We start from the raw sequence: 18708 nt of genomic DNA on the forward strand, positions 1-18708 counted from the left end.
TAAGTATATTTCTGTTTTCTATCCATATTTTATAATAAAATCTTCTCCATCTTCATAACCTGCGGGATACACATAGGTAATTACCCCGATATCTGATTGTAAAACTTCTTTTAGCTTATTGAAGTACATATCTCTTTTCTCTTCCGTAGTGTCCATTGTTAGGCTCATAATAAGCCTGTCATCATCTGTAATATTGGCGCCCACCATTATTTTTTCTGGATTATCATGGTATTTATTCCAGTAAAAAGTTTGGTCAATGGCCGGGTTTTCGATGAAATAACCAATCATTTCGTCCTCTGTTTTAAAAATATAATCTTTGTCGTGCCTTGGGAAAGTATAATTGAGATTTAATTTTTCATATACGGGAAGAAATGTATTCAACACCAAATCGATAGTCTTTCTTGATTTTCGCCCTGCATACACCTGGCAAACAATATCTATAATGATTTCCATTACGTAAAAATATTCAATAATGATGAATTATAAATGATATTCTTAAGCATTATATAGTATACATAAAATTATCCTCAATCATCTGCGTCATCAGCGTACTCTGTGGGAAAATAAAAAAATAAAAAGGAGCTGTTTCCATGGAAACAGCTCCTTTCGTTATAACTATGCTTAAAAAATTGGATCAATTGTTGTTGGTCACAGAAAGCTTTACTTCCATATTGTTTCTTGTCGCATTGGAATATGGACAGATCTGGTGTGCTTTTTCTGTCAGAGCCTGTGCTTCTTCAATAGAAACACCAGGAATATTGACATTCAGTTCTGCTGCCAGTCCGAAACCGCCATTCTCAAGCTGTCCTATGCTTACCTGAGCTGTTACTGTTGTTTCTCCTGTTTTCACTTTAGAAAGACTGATCACTCTGTTCAGAGCACTGTCGAAACATGAAGAATATCCGGCTGCAAAAAGCATTTCAGGATTGGCAAAATCATCATTGGCACCTCCTAAAGCTTTCGGCATTCTTACATCAAGATCCAATACTCCGTTTTCACTCTTTACATGTCCGTTTCTTCCTCCTTTGGCAGTTACCTGGGTTGTATATAACGTTTTCATTTATTTTTCTATTTTGTTTAATATTTTAAGTACCACATCTTTAAGATGCAGCAGCTCTTCCGGCTGTATTCCCAGTTTTTTCTGAATTTTTCCCGGAATTTCACAAGCCTTCTGCTGAAGCTGTTTCCCGGCTTCGTCTAAAAATACTTCGACCACTCTTTCGTCCTCTTTTTTTCTTTTTCGGATAATAAACCCTTTAGACTCCAGTCTTTTAAGGAGAGGGGTTAAAGTACCGCTGTCCAGAAAAAGCTTTTCACCGATATGGCTTACGGTAAGCCCGTCTCCATCCCATAAGATCATCATCACAAGATACTGTGGGTAGGTAATGTCCAATTCATCAAGAAAAGGACGATAAAGCCCGGTAATCTCTTTGGCAATGACATACAGCGGAAAGCAGATCTGGTTTTCTAATTTGGGTGTTTTTGGATTTTCCATAATTTTGAGTACGAAAGATTTGATGAATTATTATTTTTTTATGATAAATTCATCCATTGGAATTCTGACTTTTTTCATGGTAGAAAGCCAGTCATTAGCTTCATCACGGTATCCGAGATATAAAAGACTTACGCTTTTTAATCCCAGTTCTCTCAATCCCAGTACTTCATCTACAATCTCATTGCTGAAGCCTTCTGCCGGTGTACTGTCGATTTTAAGTTCTGCAGCCTGGGCAAGAGCAATTCCTAATGCAATATAAGTCTGGCGTGCAGTGTGTGCAAAGTGCTCTTCGGGAGTCTGTGCACCGTATATTTCTTTGATTTTATCAGTATAGCTTCCGAAACGTCCTCTTGGAAGATCTCTTACGTCAGTATGATAATCGTAAACTTTGTCAATTTTTTCATTAGAATAACTGTCCCATGCAGCAAAAACCAAAACGTGAGAAGAATCTCTCATTACTTCAGGGTTTAAAGCTCCGGCTACCATTTTTTCTTTGAGCTCCTGGCTTTCCACTACAATAACCCGGAAAGGCTGTAATCCTGATGAAGTAGGAGCCAGTCTTGCTGCTTCTAAAATAGTGTTAAGGTCTTCCTGTGAAACTTTTTTGGTTGGATCGTAAGCTTTTACAGCATGTCTCCAGTTTAGATTTTCTATTAATGACATTTTTCTTTTTGTTTTTAAATTAAACTGCTTTTTATTTATCAGTTCAGTTTTTACATTGAACTCAATTGACTGTACAAATATAAGACCAATTAAATTGTACACAATTTAATTTTGAAAGATTTTATTGATGGTAATTATTGATAAACTTTAAAATGGTAAAAGAGCGAAACGGTAAATTGCATTATTCACTTTCCAATCAATTCCACACGATTCGGATTTTATGAAACAATCACTATTCCAATCTTTGCCATAGAATTTTAAACTAAAAACAATGCAGAGATTTAAAAACAAAACTGCCTTAATTACAGGTGGAACGAATGGAATGGGGTTGGCTACAGCTCAGAAATTCATTGAGGAAGGAGGAACGGTGATTATTACAGGAAGGAGTGAAGAAACTGTCAATATTGCTTTGGAAAGCCTTGGAAAAAATGCTTCCGGAATCGTTTCCAATGCTGGAAATGTAAAAGATCTGATGGGCCTTCAGCAGGAAGTCAGAAAATATACAGAACATATTGATCTGGTTTTTGCCAATGCAGGCTACGGAAAGTTTGCTCCTGTAGACTATGTGGATGAAAATCAGTTTGATGAACTCTTCAATGTGCTGGTAAAAGGTCCGTTTTTTACAGTACAGCAAATGTTGCCATTAATGAAAAATGGAAGTTCCGTTATTTTCAATACTTCAGTAGCCACCGATATTGCTATGCCTAATTTTTCGGTGTATTCTGCGGCCAAGTCTGCAGTACAGTCATTCATCAAAACTTTTGCAGTAGAGCTTACAGAGCGCGGCATCCGTGTCAATGGAGTAAGTCCCGGACATATTAAAACCAATATTTTTAATAATACAGGTCTGAGTGGAGAACAGATTGAGAATGCAATCGATGATATTATTCCTACCATCCCGTTTAAAAGGCAGGGGGAACCCTCAGAAATAGCCAATGTAGTGCTGTTTCTGGCTTCGGAGGAAGCTTCATACATTCACGGTGCTGAAATAAAAGTAGATGCCGGTATTTCCGTAATCAGATGATCCTGGTTATTTGATCTCATTAATTTCTTTGATGATATTGGTTTTATTTTCAATACCTATATCATAAGCCTTACTTTTTTTCAAGCTTTGGGTTGCCTTTTCCATAAGAGTTTTATAATCCGGTGATTTTTTTGAAAGATAAAATACCTGAGCACTGATTCCGATGGCAACGCGTACGACTTCATTAGGTTTGTCCGGATCTTCGGTGATATCTGAAATAGTGGCATTATGATACCATGTTAAGTTTTGCGAACCGGAATTACCCGAACAGGATATAATCATAATAAGAAGTAATAATAGTTGTGACCAGGCTTTCATAATGAAAAGTATTAAGTAAAAATGCTCCTGCAATGTACCAAAATAATTGCAGGAGCTTTATATAAGTCAGTTAAAATCCACAGCTTGCTACACTAGGTGCAGGGGAAGGGGAACACCCTGAAAGGGATGAGAATATATTCAATACACAATTGGTATTGACATAGTTGTTATCATACAGTAATGAACCTGACGGGCTTCTGTAGTAGACATTTCCTGCTGTATTGGCATAAGAAGATACAGACGCAGATCCACAGCTGGTGTTGGTACATGCAGCTCTCCATGCAGAATCAGTTACAGGACCGCTGGAGAATAATGATGGATCTATAATTCTCTTTTCAACGACTCCTGAAGCATTTTTGAAACTTACCAGAATCGCTACATGGTATACCCATGATACGCAGCATGTTCCAGTAGATGCCCTCAGATTACCATACACGAACTGCTTTTCACAGTCGTAGCCCGCATTCAACAGTATCTGTCTCATTTTATGAGCTCTTGCATAGCATCCGTCAACAGGATATCTGAACGTGATGCATGGGGAAGATGCCGTAGAAGTCCCGCAAGCCTGATTCTTAATCTGGGCAAACAGACTGTTCAGTGTCGCCAGATTAGGAATAACACTGACTGCTTTGTTGCTTTCGCCCCTTTCTTCTTTATTGAATACAGATTTGAAATATCGGATATCTTCATCAGTCGCTCTGTCCACCTTTGCAATTTCATTTGTGTTGGCTTTCAGGAAAATATGAACAGGAGTTTCGCTCTCAACCGCCTGTCTGATCATTGAAATATAGGCTGCATTTTCTTTACTGTCTTTGATTTGGTATGGCTGGGCAGTAACCATAAAAGAGATTTTAAATTTTCCATCTTCTTTTTCAATCCCTACCGGGACAGTTTTGCCGAAATCTTTCATAGCGATCTCATTAGATTCCTTGGCGACAAGATTCGGATCCTGGTTGGCATTTGAATCCGAACAGGCATTGAATGACAGGATAGTCACGAATGCCATCATGGATAACAGAAATTTTTTCATAGTTTTTATATTTTGGTGTTTAGTTTTAGCGAACTTTCAAATTAAAATAGTTCACTTATTTGTGATATTAAAATTAATAAAATTTAAAACATATGCAAGATTTTTTTCAAAAAATATTATTCTGCTGTATTTTGATTGTATAATATTGAAAACAATTAAAAAACTAATGATTTTGATAGGAGATTCAGAGAAAGTAAGAATTTTTAAATTGTGAAATTTGTTATTTAACGGTCCGGATTTCTAGGGAATGGACAAAGCGAGTAAAGATATATACTAAAAACACCCTTATTTTAGGGATCAATTATCCATTCATTTTGTCCATTCCGTAGGAATCTAAGCTATGTAATATGGATTAAACTAGAAAACCAGTTTCAATTATTGAAACTGGTTTTCTTATATCTTAATAAAATGTTCTGATTATTTATAAATTAATTCTGCCTGGAAAACATCTGCGAAATGTTTCCTGATCTTTGCTTTCAGTTCTTCCATTTCTTCGGGGGTGAGTTCTCTTTCAAGCTCTCTTTTTAAGGAAGTAACCTGTTTATCTTTGATTCCGCATGGAATAATATATTCAAAATAACGCATGTCTGTATTCACATTCAATGCAAAACCGTGAAGGGTTACCCATCGGGATGCTTTCACTCCCATCGCACACATTTTTCTCGCATAAGGTTTTCCCACATCCAGCCAGACACCCGTTTCTCCCGGCGAGCGTTCACCTTTAATACCATATTCGGCAATGGTTCTGATGATCACTTCTTCCAGATTCCTCATATATAAATGAATATCTGTGAAAAAGTTTTCCAGATCAAGAATAGGGTAGCCCACAACCTGTCCGTAGCCGTGATACGTAATATCTCCACCACGGTTTACCTTTACAAAAGTGGCATCTATTTCTTTCAGTTTGTCAATGCCGGCAAGCATATTTTCTTCGTGCCCGCTCTTTCCCAACGTATAAACGTGTGGATGCTCTACAAAAAGAAGGTGGTTGGGAGTAATACTATGCTTTTCTGCAGGAAGATCCCTGTTTTTGATTTTGGTATCAATGATGTTTTTCATCAGTTGCTCCTGGTAATCCCAGGCCGGCTGATATTCTCTGATGCCTAAATCTTCAAATTCTACTGCTTTATTCTGATTTGTATTCATTTCAATTTTTGATATACAAATTTAGTGAATTTTACCCTTTTATGGAATGGATAAAATCTATGGCACTCTTCTTCCAGTCTTTATTCTGAAGCAGGATATTGACAAAGGCTGTCCCGATAATCCCGCCATCTGCTTTTTCTGTTACATTTTCAAAATCTTTTTTTGACTTAATCCCAAATCCGATCATTACAGGGTTTTTAAGCGGAAGAGATGCTATTCTGGAAAGGTAAGATTCATTTTTTACAACGGCATTCTCTTTTCCGGTGGTAGAAGAAGAGCTTACTGCATAAAGGAAACCTGAACTTAAAGAATCCAGATAGATCATCCTTTCATCAGAAGTCTCCGGAGTTACCAGAAAGGTGAAATTAAGATGATACTGTTTTAAAATATGCTGGTAATTTTTCTCAAACTCAATAGGAGGAAGATCCGGAAGAATCAACCCTGAAACACCGCTTTCTGCACATGCAGCACAGAACTTTTCAAATCCGAAACTCAATACCGGATTAATGTAGCCCATCAGGATAACCGGAATTCTGATTTCATTTTTGATGGCTTTCAATTGTGACAATAGTTTTTCAATGGTCATTCCGTTTTGTAAAGCCAGTTCGTGGGCTTTCTGAATCACAGGTCCGTCAGCTACAGGATCAGAATAAGGCATTCCGATCTCGATCATATCTGCTCCGGAATCCTGAATCAGTTTTATGATATCAGCGGTATCTTCCAGTTGTGGAATTCCTGCTGTGAAGTATATATTTAGTTTTTTCATTTTTTATTGTATTAAAGTATAATGTACAAAGTATAATGTATAATGTATAATGTATAATGTATAATGTATAATGTATAATGTATAATGTACAAAGTATAAAGTACAATGTACAAAGTATAAAGTACAATGTATAAAGTATAGTGTACCAGATACAATGTATAAAGTAGGCATTAAAGTCAGCGGAGAAAATACATTGTACATTTTACATCCGACATTTTACAGATTCTTAAGATACGTTTCCATATCCTTATCTCCACGGCCACTCAGACAAATAACAACAATATCATTTTCATTAAATTTCTTCTTGTCTAAAACTGCCAAAGCGTGAGAACTTTCCAGTGCCGGAATAATTCCTTCCAGCCTGGTCAGTTCAAAAGCACATTTTAAGGCTTCGTTATCATTAATGCTAAAGAATTCAGCTCTTTTTTCTTTGAATAAATGCGCATGGAAAGGTCCTATTCCTGGATAATCCAGTCCTGCGGAAATTGAATGCGGTTCAATAACCTGTCCGTCTTCCGTCTGCATCACAAGGCTTTTGCTTCCGTGAAGCACACCAAGCGTTCCTAAAAAAGTTGTGGCAGCAGATTTTCCGGAATCTACTCCCAGTCCTCCTGCTTCCGCAGCAATAATTTTTACTTCCTTTTCTTCTACAAAATGATAGAAAGTCCCGGCAGCATTACTCCCTCCACCTACACAGGCAATCACATAATCAGGATTTTCTCTTCCGATCTTTTCCTTAAGCTGTTCTCTGATTTCTTTTGAAATGATACTCTGGAATCTTGCCACAAGATCCGGGAACGGGTGGGGGCCAACCACACTTCCAATCACATAATGAGTGGTTACAGGATTGTTGATCCAGTCTCTCAGGGCTTCGTTCACTGCATCTTTCAGGGTTTTTGAACCTGAAGTGGCAGCGACAACTTCGGCTCCCAGCATTTTCATTCTTGCGACATTCGGGGCCTGTCTCTGGATGTCAATTTCTCCCATATAAATGATGCATTCCAAACCTAATAAAGCACAGGCTGTCGCAGTGGCAACACCATGCTGTCCGGCTCCGGTTTCAGCAATAATTCTTGTTTTTCCGAGACGTTTTGCCAGAAGTACCTGTCCCAGAGCGTTATTGATTTTATGAGCTCCGGTATGGTTGAGGTCTTCACGCTTCAGATAGATCTGAGTATTGTATTTTTGGCTCAGGTTTTTAGCAAAATATAGTGGTGTAGCGCGGCCTACATAATTTGTAAGCAAATCCTGATATTCAGCCTGAAAATCTTCGGATTCTATAATCTGAAGGTAATTCTTTTGTAATTCTTCTATATTCGGATAGAGCATTTCGGGGATAAAAGCTCCTCCAAATTCTCCATAATATCCGTGCTCATCGGGGTTTTTATAATTCATTTTTTATTCTTTAGTTATTAAGTAAGCATTGTTTTGAGAACTAAGCTGGTTGAGCAGTTCTTTTCTTTCCTGTGTTGTATGAAAAATCAGGATATCATCATCTTCAGAATTCACCCATTCCGAGCCGATACTTTCTTTGATCATCTTGGCTTTGTCATGGAGAATTTCTATATCACATTTTTCATAAAAAGGACGCAGATCTGAATGACAGAAACCTATTGCCTCCAGATTTCTTTGTACAGCATTTTCTTTGAAATGACGAACCAACGCTGCTCCATATCCTTTCTTTTTATGAGCGGAAACAAGTCCTACTACCTCCGCAAAGGAATATTCATTATCTGCTATTTTTAAGGTAAAATCAAAATTCACCCGCATAACCGCCAGTACATTTTCATCCGCATCCAGCAGGAAATGAAATTCCGAATCTTTGAAAAAAGTAATAAAATAGGCAGATTTCATGGCGTTCCATGCAGAAATATCCCATAGCTGCAAAATATGTTCTATTTCTTTTTCCTTTAAATCTCTGGTTTCTTTGATCTGATATTTCATGGATTTAAACTATTAATAAATGTAAGATGGTAATCATATTGTTGTTTGGTGATCAGTTTTTTATAATATAACAACTCAATTTTGTGTAGTAAATCTATTAAGGTTGCTTTATCTATTTTTGACTGATACATTGTGATGGCAATTTCGAGATTATCAATCAGATAGTAAGAATCAGAATCGTCGTAAAGTAAAAATATTTTAGCATAAATTAATCCTAAATCATACTTTATCACTGATCTGACATGGTTTTCTAAAAACTTATCCGAAATAATAACCAGATAATAGCTGTTCCACAGGCTGATTCTTTCAAAAAAATACTGGATATCATTTTCTTCAAAATCTTTAATAATACTTATAAATTCGGACAATAATCCACCAACTTCCCAGTGTTCGATATTGCTGTCGTTCTCCGTAACAAAGTGGTACAGGTTCTGGATTTTTTCATTTCCGAATTTAGGCGGAAACAGTGTTTTATAAAATGTTTTTTTTAGCAAATGTATGTTCATCACTGTGTTTTTTAATTATCTATTCTGCTGATACAGGTTTTTAAATTCTTTTATCCTTTCAATATCTTTATTACCAGGCTCTGTTTCAAATTTTGAGTTAATATCCAAAGCAAAAGGCTGTTGTTTTAATGTTGTAATATTCCCCATGTTTTCTTCTGAAATACCACCACTTAAAAAGTAGGGAAGAGGAATTGTAAATTCATTCAGAATATTCCAGTCGAATTGTGTTCCCGTTCCGCCAAAGGCTTTGCTGTCGGTATCAAAAAGATAATAGGTGACAGGTTGCAGGTTGCAGATTCTCTGTTGAAAATTAAAAGCTTTCGTTATTTTAATTTTATTTTCAACTGCATTGTTTCCTATTCTGATGACTTTAATAATGCCGACTTCCGGATTCAGCTTTTGTCTTAGTTCAACAATAAAATCATCACTTTCATCGCCGTGAAGCTGAACAAAATTCAATCCTGCTTTTTGAGCAGTGTTTAGAATACGACCTATATCTTCATTCACAAAGACACCTGTTTTTCCATGATGATCAATGGCTGAAATCTCTTCCAGACTCAGATGATTCAAAACATATCTCGGTGATTTTTCATAAAAGATAAAGCCGAGGAAGTTGATATTCATAGAAATCAACTCCTGAATCTGATGAGGTTTTGTAAGACCGCAGACTTTGAGCTGAGAGGGCAGGTTTAAAATTGGAGGCTGGAGGTTCATAGTTGATTTTTATTTTAAATTTGAGAAGAAAATTCTTCAAAAGCTTTAGCCGGACTTGTATTTTTCATAAAATATTCACCCATCAGGAAGCCGTCAAATCCTTTTTCTTTTAAAAATTGAAAATCTTCCAGACTGTAAATGCCGCTTTCTGCAACCGACAAAACGCCTTTTGGAAGCTGGTTTTTCAGCTGAACAGAATGCTGCAGATCTACTTTAAAATCTTTAAGATTCCTGTTATTGATCCCAACTAAGTCGATTTTTGAATTGAAGTGTTTCAGTTCATCGTCGGTATGAATTTCCAGCAAAACCTCCATTTTCAGTTCGTGGGCTAAGTCTGTAAATTCCTGAACCTGAGCTGGTGAAAGGCAAGATGCGATCAGTAGTACAACATCAGCACCAATACTTTTAGCTTCATAAAACTGGTACTCATCAATCATGAAATCTTTACGCAGAATCGGTATGTTGATGTCATTTCTTACACTGAGAACATCATTTAAATTTCCTCCGAAAAAATCATGATCAGTGAGGATAGAAATTCCACTGGCTCCAAATTTTTCATAAGCAGAAACAACTTCTAAAGGCTCAACATTATTGTTGATAATTCCTTTTGATGGCGACTGTCTCTTAAACTCAGCGATAATTCCACTTTTATTTTTGATGGATTCTTTCAGTGAATATGTTGGCCTTCCAAAAAAAGCTGCGTCTTTTAATCGGTCAAGGGAAATGCGTAATTTTGCTGCAGCAACTTCCTCTTTTTTTCGTTCAATAATTTTATCCAGTATAGTCATTTTGTGTGTCTGTAATGTGGTCAATAGTGAATTTTGCTTTGCAAGTGAATGGTGAATCTTAATGGATCAGAAGATTAAAACTATTCAATGCTTTTCCGCTCAGCAGGCTTTCCTGGGCTAACAGCAGGCAGTCATCATAGGTCCCGAATTTATGGGTGTTGTAAAGTGCTGTTGATGCATTGGCAAGGATTACAGAGTTCTGCTGTTCCGTACCTTTTCCCTCCAAAATATTCATAAATATTTTTGCTGTCTCCTGGATAGAGTTTCCTGCTTTAATATCTTCCAGCGTTACAGGATTGAAGCCTAAGTCTTCAGCAGAATAGATTTCCTCACCGTTTTTGGTAATGATCTTGCTGTCGCCGGTAAGGCTTATCTCATCATACCCATCCAGTCCATGCACCAGAACAAAGTCACGTTCCTCTTTTTGCAGAAGATACTGGTAAATTCTGGCAATTTCAAGATTATATACTCCGATCATTGAATATTTAGGTTTTGCAGGATTCACTAACGGACCCAGCAGATTAAAAAATGTTCTTAATCCCAGAGATTTTCTCAACAACCCCACGGACTGCAGCGCAGGATGGAAGTATGGAGCATGCAAAAAGCAGATGTTGGCTCTTTCAAGATCTTCATTCAATTGTTCCGAGCTGTTTTTAAACAGATATCCCAGTTCCTCCAGAACATTAGATGAACCTGTAGTGGTGGACGCACCGTAGTTCCCGTGTTTCGTTACCTTTTGCCCGGTTCCGGCCACCACAAAGCTGGCCAGTGTGGAGATATTAATAGTGTCTTTTCCATCACCCCCGGTTCCTACAATATCAATGGCGTCATCAGCATTGATATGTACAGGCACAGCCATTTGTAATAGAGCTTCTCTGAAACCTTCCAGTTCTTTCAGGGTAATATTTCTCATCAGGAAAACACTGATGAATGCTGTTACCTCTGCGGCATTGAATTTATTCTGTGCAATCTCGATCATGGTAGCTTTAGCTTCTGATTTTGACAGCGTATTATGGTTAAACAGGTATTGCAGGATTTCTTTCATTTGAGGGGTTTTTATTGTTGTTGAGGGAATTTCCAAGGTTTTCATGACAGCAGGAAGTTTTTAATAATGACTTCTCCTTCCGGCGTTAAAATACTTTCAGGGTGAAACTGTACTCCATGTACATCATAGGTTTTGTGCTGCAAAGCCATGATCATTCCGTCCTTATCTACAGCTGTTATTTCCAGTTCTTCCGGGAAACCTTCCGGATTGACTGCCCAGCTGTGATATCTTCCTACTTCCAGCCCTGACTGCAAATCTTTGAAAAGTTTGGTATCTTCTTTTACCAGTTCAGTGGTTGTAGCCACTCCATGAAAGATTTCAGACAGGTTGATCAGGCTTCCTCCGAATGCTTCAGCGATGGCCTGCTGCCCGAGGCATACCCCAAAGATGCTTTTTGTAGGTGCATATTCTTTAATAAGGTCTAACAAAATACCTGCTTCTTCAGGAATTCCGGGGCCGGGAGAAAGAATGATTTTGTCATATTTTCCAATCTCTTCCAGAGTAATTTCATCATTTCTTACCACGTCCACTCTCTGATCCAGAATTCTTTCAATAATCTGGACAAGGTTATAGGTAAAACTGTCATAGTTATCGAAAACGAGAACTTTAAAGGGAGGCTGTTGGGTGTTAATATTGTTGTTCATTGCTTTTTTCTTGTTGGTTTGTTGTGGGTTGCTGGGATTGGAACTTATTTTTCGACTATTTTTTCTGCTTTTTCTACTGCTTTTTTGAGTGCATTCAGTTTGTTGTTAACCTCCTGCAGTTCATTTTCCGGGACCGACTTTGCCACAAGCCCGGCACCAGCCTGATAAAAAAGTGTATTGTTTTTGCTTAAGAAAGTTCTGATCATGATAGCCTGGTTGCAGGTTCCGTTCAATCCTATAATTCCGATACAGCCGCCGTAATACCCACGGGAATCTTTCTCATATTGATTGATCAGCTGAAGTGCTTTATGCTTCGGTGCGCCACTTAATGTTCCCTGAGGAAAAGTGGCAGACACCATTTCAAGAGGATTAATGTCTTCAGACACATCTGCAGTCACTTCACTCACCATGTGAATTACATGAGAGAACAGCTGGATTTCTTTAAGTTTGGTCACCGTTACATTTTTCCCAAGCTTTCCAAGATCATTTCTTGCAAGATCTACCAGCATGGTATGTTCTGCATTTTCTTTGGGATCTGCCTTTAAAACTTCAATCGCTTGAAGGTCAGCTTCAAAATTCCCTGTTCTTTTTGATGTTCCGGCAATCGGATGGATGATGGCTTTATTGTTTTTAATGATTAACTGACTTTCAGGGCTGGAACCGAATAATTTATAATTTCCGTAATCAAAATAGAAGAGGTAAGGGGAAGGGTTAATATTTCTCAAAGCACGGTAAACATTGAATTCATCTCCTTTGAATTTCTGTTCAAATCGTCTGCTTAGAACCAATTGAAAAACATCTCCGCGCATACAATGTTTCTGGGCTGTTTTTACCAGTTCAATATATTCTTCATCTGTAATATTGGAGGTTTCCTCACTTGTTTTCTCGAAAGGATAAACAGGAGTATTCTGATTTTTAATAAGGTTTTCCAAAAGGTGAAGCTCAGATTTTACACCATCAATAAAATTCTCGATAAGATACATCTCATCATTGAAATGATTGATAGCAATCACATATTGGTATAATCTGTATCTCAGAACAGGAATTTCAACTTCTTTGCTTTGTGCTTTAAGGCTTATGTTTTCAAAAAACTGTACGGCTTCAAAGCTTGTATACCCAAAAAGGCTCTGAGCGGTCTGCTCTATTGCGTCATGGGTAGGTTCACATTTGAAAATATTGCGGAAATCTTCAAAAATATCTGTGATATTTCGTTCCATAATAAACTGTTTTACAGGAGCAGATGCAGGAAGTTTAATTTCGTATTCGCTGAGGTTTTTTACTTCAATTCCGGCAATAGCATTCACTGCAATAAAGGAAAAGTTATTATCAATACTTTTTGAATCTGAACTTTCCAGAAGAATCGTATCACGGAATTTATCCCTGATCTTGAGGTAAATATTCATGGGAGTATGAAGGTCTCCCAGTGTTTTTTTCGAAACAGTTTTTATTGTAATTGTGTCTTTGAACATCTTGTTGCTTTATTTTTTGTAAGGTTAAAGAATAAAAAAAGGCTTCAACGGTATCCGTCAAAGCCTATATATTGTTTATTTGATTTATTTCTGCTGTATGATTAACAACATGACAATACTTCCAGACCCGACGAAGAGTTTGAAAGCCACCACCAAATATTGTTGTTCATTTTAAACATGGGACAAATGTAGAAATTTTTTTAATACGAAGAGTAAAAAATATCAGAAAATAAAAAAACTTAACATAAGAATGCCCTATTTAAGCTGTTTGAGCTCCTGTCGCAATTCCTCGATTTTCTTATTGTAATTTTCATCATCATAGTCTTTTACATAATTTTCAAGGGCATCAATATATTCTTTAATGAATTCCTTATTCGTTCTGTCTGCCTCGTATTTTGTTTTTGCAGAGTTGACAGGAGCCAGTTTTTCATTTTGTAGTAAAATTTTTCCTTCTCTGGATTGGTCATAAAGGATGACGATATTTTTTTCATATCCCGGAATGTATTTTACAGGTATGTCCTTTTCACTAGGGATTCTGATTGAATTTCTGATAGGATAGATGGCTGCAGTAGTAGTGGAGAAAAAAGTAGTGGTATATTTTCCGTCCTGCTTTTTCACAATGGCTTCGTAATCATGAATGTACATGTCATTCAGAGTAGAATTTGTTTCTACATCAGAGGTGATAATAGCTGTGCTTTCAACACCATATTTGTTTAAAAACCATGCATTCAGGAATTGTCCTCCGAATCCGTTCAATATTGTCAGAGGAATGATAGGAATTAAAAGCCAGGCTTTTTTAGTCAGGTATGAAAGCCCTCCAAAGAATACCAGCAGTAGGATCACAGTATAAAAACCATGATGACTGATGAAAAACAGAATTTTTGAAATTAAAACCATGGATTAAAGATAACTATAATAATCTTTTATTTAAACGCTGAGATCACAAAGATGTTATTAAATAACTGTTAAAACGATTGCAAGGGCGTTTCACTCAGCAAAAGACGTTGTCATTAGCTAAACAAAGTGCCCTTGCGAACCAAAAATAGAGTTTTATGATAATTACTTTGTGAACATAGCGTTTGAACTATTTATTGTACCGGTTCGGACAAAGGAATGTCAGGCGTTCCACTGTAGAAAACAATCAGGGTTGCTCCCTGGTCGCCGGTTTTGCCTCTGTGGCCGGTATTGACCATTTCAGGAAGTACCTGGCCTTTTCTTACCCATTGTGTTTTACCGTCTTCTTTTCTCTCAATCTGGATTTCGCCTTTTTCCACATATGCTGCATTAATGACCGGATGTTTATGCCAGTTCAGAGCAGAATTGGGAGGTACGGCAATTTTAAGAACCGAGATTTCCGGCTGTGACGATGGATAGGCAGGATACGTCGTTCCGTCCCAGGATTTTGTTGTTTTTAAAAGCGTTACCGATTCAATTTTATCGGAATACTCTGATTGCGGTTCATTTGAAGAGTTATCACATGAAATGAAGAGGGAAGAAAGTACAGTAAAGAAAACTGTACCCAATACATTTTTTTTAATCATACTTTTTAAATTAATAGATTGGTGTTTGGTTCGGATGATCCGATATACAAAATTAAGAACCCTGTTTAAATATCTCTTATGTTTGAATTATTTTTTTCACTCTGATCTTAAAAAATATTCCTTAAAGAAAACATTTGTCATAAGTTTAAAAGTTTATTTTTTATATTTTTGCTTCCAAATTAGAAAAAAATGAAAAAAGTATTAGCAATCGCATTTATCGGAGGTTTATTATTAGCAAGCTGCTCAAAAAAGGTAGATCACTCTTTACAGGATAGCAACACAATGCTTGAAGAGCCGGAAGCAACTACTGTTGTTGATTCAACTGCTAAAACTGCTGCTCCAGCTGCTGCAACTCCGGCTGCACCTGCACCTGAAGCTGCTAAAACAGATTCTACAGCGAAGAAATAATGAAAAAAATACTTTTGGCAGGAATGTTAGGTCTAATGATCGTTTCCTGTTCTAAAAAAGAAAATACAGCAGAAGTGGCAGCTTCTTCTGAAACGTCTACTGTTTCAGAACCGGCAAAATCTAATCTTTCCGGTGATCAGATCATCGAAACATTGGACTGCTCAGGATGCCACTCTGTTCATGAGAGAATGATAGGACCTTCTTATCAGGAAATTGCAGGTAAATACTCAGAAAAGGATACCGAGCTGCTTGCTTCCAAAATTATAGAAGGCGGAAGTGGAGTATGGGGAAGCGTGCCTATGGCTGCCCATCCACAGGTATCTAAAGAAGATGCAAAAAAAATGGTGGAATATATTTTGAGTCAGAAGAAATAAAATATGTCCGCTGAAAAATCCAGTCTGCACACAAGAAACCTGCATCGTAATCCCTATGATTTTGATCAGCTTATTTCTTGTGTGCCGGAACTGAAACACTATGTTTTCGTTAATGCTTATCAGACGGTAACCATTAATTTCAGCATTCCAAAAGCAGTCAAACTGCTCAATAAAGCTTTACTCTTACATTTTTATCATATTAAAGGCTGGGATATTCCAGACACCAATCTTTGTCCACCCATTCCGGGAAGGGCAGATTATATACATTATATTGCTGATCTTTTAGCTGAACAGCATAATAGAATTCCCACAGGCAATTCTGTAAAAGGATTAGACATAGGAACGGGCGCAAATCTCGTGTATCCTTTAATCAGCCACAGATCTTATGGATGGACGATGTTGGGATCAGATATCAATCAGGATTCTTTAAAAAATGCTCAACATATTTTAGATCAGAACCCCGATCTGGCTTCCGTTATTCAATTGAAAAGTCAGCCTGATGCAGACCATATCTTTGTCAATATTATAAAGTCTGAGGACAGATTAACTTTTACCATGTGCAATCCTCCTTTTCATGATTCTGAGGAGTCTGCCATGAAAGGAAATATCAGAAAAACGAAAAATCTTCATCAATCAAAGAAAGTCAAACCCCTTCTTAACTTTAGCGGTCAGCAGTCTGAACTGTGGTGTGAAGGTGGTGAATTGGCATTTATTAAAAAAATGATTCATGAAAGTGCATTATTTTCAACACAGGTGCTTTGGTTTACATGCCTGGTTTCTAAAAAAGACAATCTCAATAAACTGACTGGCTTTTTAAAGAAGGTAAAAGCTGTAGAAGTGAAAACCATCGATATGGCCCAGGGACAAAAAATAAGCAGAATACTTGCCTGGACATTTATTCCTCAAAAAGACAGAAAAAGCTGGTTTATTTAAAATTCAAAGTCCAAGGTTCAAAGTTTAAGGTTATAGCACAATCATTCAAATCTGTAATCTTGCATTTCTAAACACGTATCCCGAACCCAATACCCCGCATCTTTACCACTTTTTAAAATTTCTTAAAAAAGCCATTGACGGTCAAGTCAAAAATGCCTAAATTTGTACGCTTTTAGAAAAATAAGAAATGCAATTATCAGAACAAGAAATCATTAGAAGAGAAAAGCTGAACAAGCTTACTGAAATGGGGATTAATGCGTTCCCTGCGGATGAGTATACAATTACAGATACTACAGAATCTATAAAACAGGATTTTTCTGAAAGTAAACAGGTAAAGATCGCTGGTAGATTGATGTCCCGCAGAATTCAGGGGAAAGCTTCTTTCGCAGAATTGCAGGATTCTAAAGGAAAAATCCAGGTTTATTTCAACAGAGATGAGATCTGTCCGGGTGAAGATAAAGAACTTTATAATGAAGTATACAAGCACCTTTTGGATATCGGTGATATTATCGGTATCGAAGGAGAATTGTTTACCACGCAGGTAGGAGAGAAGACTGTTTTAGTGAAAAACTTTACGCTTCTTACAAAAGCTTTACGTCCTCTTCCTCAGGCTAAAACTGACGAAAACGGAGTGGTACACGATGGCTTTACAGATCCTGAATTAAGATACAGACAGCGTTATGTAGATTTAACGGTAAATCCGCAGGTAAAAGAAATTTTTGTGAAGAGAACAAAATTGTTCAATGCCATGAGAACTTTCTTTAATGATGCAGGATACTTTGAAGTAGAAACTCCTATTTTACAGTCAATTCCTGGTGGAGCAGCTGCAAAACCGTTTATCACGCACCACAATGCGCTGGATATTCCATTATATTTAAGAATTGCCAACGAATTATATCTGAAAAGACTGATCGTAGGAGGTTTTGACGGAGTATATGAGTTCTCTAAAAACTTCAGAAACGAAGGAATGGACAGAACCCACAACCCGGAATTTACCGCTATGGAAATCTATGTGGCTTACAAAGATTACAACTGGATGATGGATTTCACTGAGAAATTATTGGAATTCTGCGCGATCCAGGTAAATGGTACTACAAAAGCTACCTTTGGGGAACATCAAGTTGATTTCAAAGCGCCTTACCCAAGAGTTTCGATGACAGAAGCAATCCTGAAATTTACAGGTTTTGATATTACTGGAAAAACTGAGCAGGAATTATATGATTTTGCTAAGTCTATTGGTATTGAAGTGAATGAGACAATGGGTAAAGGAAAACTGATTGATGAGATTTTTGGTGAAAAATGTGAAGGAAACTTCATCCAGCCGACTTTCATTACAGATTATCCGATCGAAATGTCTCCATTAACAAAGAAACACAGAAGCAAAGAAGGCTTAACAGAGCGTTTTGAATTAATGGTGTGCGGTAAAGAAATCGCAAACGCTTATTCAGAGCTTAATGATCCTATCGATCAGAGAGAGCGTTTTGAAGCACAGATGGCATTGTCTGAAAGAGGAGACGATGAAGCGATGTTTATCGATCAGGACTTCTTAAGAGCATTGGAATACGGTATGCCGCCAACTTCAGGATTAGGAATCGGAATGGACAGATTGATTATGTTCTTAACAAATAATGCCTCTATCCAGGAAGTATTATTCTTCCCTCAGATGAGACCGGAAAAAGCTGCTCCGCAGATTGAATTGGGAGAAGATGAAAAAGTAATTCTGGAAATCCTTAATTCTCAGGAAGAGCCTATGGCTTTGGCGCAAGTAAAAGAAAGAAGCCAGTTATCCGGTAAAAAATGGGACAAAGCTTCCAAAACTCTGACGAAGAACAATATTGTGAAAGTAGAGAAGATTGACGAAAATCTTTTGATGAAACTGGCTTAAGATTTCGCGGAAAAT

At 37.2% G+C, this 18708-nt stretch carries 23 protein-coding genes; 5 read left to right on the forward strand and 18 right to left on the reverse strand.

Features of this window, described 5'->3' with window-relative positions; all coding sequences use genetic code 11:
* Positions 1–18: 18 nt before the first annotated feature.
* The 4 genes from AC3FI7_RS23615 to AC3FI7_RS23630 form a co-directional block, all read right to left on the reverse strand.
* Positions 19–453, reverse strand: a complete 435-nt coding sequence (locus tag AC3FI7_RS23615; protein WP_491461057.1) for a hypothetical protein — start codon at positions 451–453, stop codon at positions 19–21.
* 181 nt (positions 454–634) lie between these two features.
* Complete coding sequence (locus AC3FI7_RS23620; protein ID WP_491461058.1) at positions 635–1060, reverse strand: organic hydroperoxide resistance protein; 426 nt, start codon at positions 1058–1060, stop codon at positions 635–637.
* Positions 1061–1495: a MarR family winged helix-turn-helix transcriptional regulator gene (locus AC3FI7_RS23625; protein WP_142725598.1), complete on the reverse strand. Its 435-nt coding sequence runs from the start codon at positions 1493–1495 to the stop codon at positions 1061–1063.
* Positions 1496–1525: 30 nt separating this feature from the next.
* Positions 1526–2158: an NAD(P)H-dependent oxidoreductase gene (locus AC3FI7_RS23630; RefSeq protein WP_142725599.1), complete on the reverse strand. Its 633-nt coding sequence runs from the start codon at positions 2156–2158 to the stop codon at positions 1526–1528.
* A 271-nt stretch (positions 2159–2429) separates the two neighbouring features.
* Here AC3FI7_RS23630 and AC3FI7_RS23635 point away from each other — a divergent pair, with 271 nt between their 5' ends.
* Complete coding sequence (locus AC3FI7_RS23635) at positions 2430–3182, forward strand: SDR family oxidoreductase (protein WP_343657667.1); 753 nt, start codon at positions 2430–2432, stop codon at positions 3180–3182.
* Between the two features lie 6 nt (positions 3183–3188).
* Here the strand turns inward: AC3FI7_RS23635 and AC3FI7_RS23640 are convergent, their stop codons facing one another.
* From AC3FI7_RS23640 to AC3FI7_RS23705, 14 genes are all read right to left on the reverse strand, one after another.
* Positions 3189–3500 carry a hypothetical protein gene (locus AC3FI7_RS23640; RefSeq protein ID WP_343657668.1) on the reverse strand — a complete coding sequence of 104 codons (312 nt, stop codon included), beginning with the start codon at positions 3498–3500 and terminating at the stop codon, positions 3189–3191.
* Between the two features lie 70 nt (positions 3501–3570).
* Positions 3571–4530, reverse strand: a complete 960-nt coding sequence (locus tag AC3FI7_RS23645) for a protein-glutamine glutaminase (protein ID WP_142725602.1) — start codon at positions 4528–4530, stop codon at positions 3571–3573.
* A gap of 417 nt (positions 4531–4947) precedes the next feature.
* Positions 4948–5676, reverse strand: a complete 729-nt coding sequence (gene lipB / locus AC3FI7_RS23650; protein WP_142725603.1) for a lipoyl(octanoyl) transferase LipB — start codon at positions 5674–5676, stop codon at positions 4948–4950.
* A gap of 31 nt (positions 5677–5707) precedes the next feature.
* Positions 5708–6442 (reverse strand): tryptophan synthase subunit alpha, encoded by a 735-nt coding sequence (gene trpA, locus AC3FI7_RS23655; protein WP_142725604.1) that lies wholly within the window; start codon positions 6440–6442, stop codon positions 5708–5710.
* A gap of 216 nt (positions 6443–6658) precedes the next feature.
* Positions 6659–7837 (reverse strand): tryptophan synthase subunit beta, encoded by a 1179-nt coding sequence (gene trpB / locus AC3FI7_RS23660; protein ID WP_491461059.1) that lies wholly within the window; start codon positions 7835–7837, stop codon positions 6659–6661.
* A gap of 3 nt (positions 7838–7840) precedes the next feature.
* The gene (locus tag AC3FI7_RS23665) at positions 7841–8386 is read right to left on the reverse strand and encodes a GNAT family N-acetyltransferase (RefSeq protein WP_142725606.1); all 546 of its coding nucleotides are present in this window, start codon (positions 8384–8386) and stop codon (positions 7841–7843) included.
* Positions 8383–8892: a hypothetical protein gene (locus tag AC3FI7_RS23670; protein WP_343657673.1), complete on the reverse strand. Its 510-nt coding sequence runs from the start codon at positions 8890–8892 to the stop codon at positions 8383–8385. The genes AC3FI7_RS23665 and AC3FI7_RS23670 overlap by 4 nt, the downstream gene beginning before the upstream one ends.
* Before the next feature lie 15 nt (positions 8893–8907).
* Positions 8908–9606 carry a phosphoribosylanthranilate isomerase gene (locus tag AC3FI7_RS23675; protein WP_343657674.1) on the reverse strand — a complete coding sequence of 233 codons (699 nt, stop codon included), beginning with the start codon at positions 9604–9606 and terminating at the stop codon, positions 8908–8910.
* A gap of 14 nt (positions 9607–9620) precedes the next feature.
* On the reverse strand, positions 9621–10394 hold the full coding sequence (trpC, locus tag AC3FI7_RS23680) for an indole-3-glycerol phosphate synthase TrpC (protein ID WP_491461060.1): 774 nt from the start codon (positions 10392–10394) through the stop codon (positions 9621–9623).
* Between the two features lie 58 nt (positions 10395–10452).
* Entirely contained in the window at positions 10453–11439 is a 987-nt protein-coding gene (trpD, locus tag AC3FI7_RS23685) for an anthranilate phosphoribosyltransferase (RefSeq protein ID WP_491462113.1), read from the reverse strand.
* Between the two features lie 41 nt (positions 11440–11480).
* Positions 11481–12083: an anthranilate synthase component II gene (locus AC3FI7_RS23690; protein ID WP_142725610.1), complete on the reverse strand. Its 603-nt coding sequence runs from the start codon at positions 12081–12083 to the stop codon at positions 11481–11483.
* A gap of 44 nt (positions 12084–12127) precedes the next feature.
* Entirely contained in the window at positions 12128–13552 is a 1425-nt protein-coding gene (locus AC3FI7_RS23695; protein ID WP_343657676.1) for an anthranilate synthase component I family protein, read from the reverse strand.
* Positions 13553–13807: 255 nt separating this feature from the next.
* Entirely contained in the window at positions 13808–14449 is a 642-nt protein-coding gene (locus AC3FI7_RS23700) for a hypothetical protein (protein WP_491461061.1), read from the reverse strand.
* Positions 14450–14640: 191 nt separating this feature from the next.
* The gene (locus AC3FI7_RS23705) at positions 14641–15093 is read right to left on the reverse strand and encodes a cupin domain-containing protein (protein WP_142725613.1); all 453 of its coding nucleotides are present in this window, start codon (positions 15091–15093) and stop codon (positions 14641–14643) included.
* A gap of 189 nt (positions 15094–15282) precedes the next feature.
* Here AC3FI7_RS23705 and AC3FI7_RS23710 point away from each other — a divergent pair, with 189 nt between their 5' ends.
* The 4 genes from AC3FI7_RS23710 to lysS all read left to right on the forward strand — a co-directional run bounded on the left by AC3FI7_RS23710 (position 15283) and on the right by lysS (position 18693).
* On the forward strand, positions 15283–15501 hold the full coding sequence (locus AC3FI7_RS23710) for a hypothetical protein (RefSeq protein ID WP_076354041.1): 219 nt from the start codon (positions 15283–15285) through the stop codon (positions 15499–15501).
* Positions 15501–15875, forward strand: coding sequence for a c-type cytochrome (locus AC3FI7_RS23715; RefSeq protein WP_142725614.1), 375 nt, complete (start codon positions 15501–15503; stop codon positions 15873–15875). The genes AC3FI7_RS23710 and AC3FI7_RS23715 overlap by 1 nt, the downstream gene beginning before the upstream one ends.
* Before the next feature lie 3 nt (positions 15876–15878).
* Positions 15879–16808: a 23S rRNA (adenine(1618)-N(6))-methyltransferase RlmF gene (gene rlmF / locus AC3FI7_RS23720; protein ID WP_491461062.1), complete on the forward strand. Its 930-nt coding sequence runs from the start codon at positions 15879–15881 to the stop codon at positions 16806–16808.
* 187 nt (positions 16809–16995) lie between these two features.
* Entirely contained in the window at positions 16996–18693 is a 1698-nt protein-coding gene (gene lysS / locus AC3FI7_RS23725) for a lysine--tRNA ligase (RefSeq protein WP_491461063.1), read from the forward strand.
* The last annotated feature ends 15 nt before the right edge of the window (positions 18694–18708 follow it).

Source organism: Chryseobacterium sp. TQ-BC-N36, from assembly GCF_058382295.1.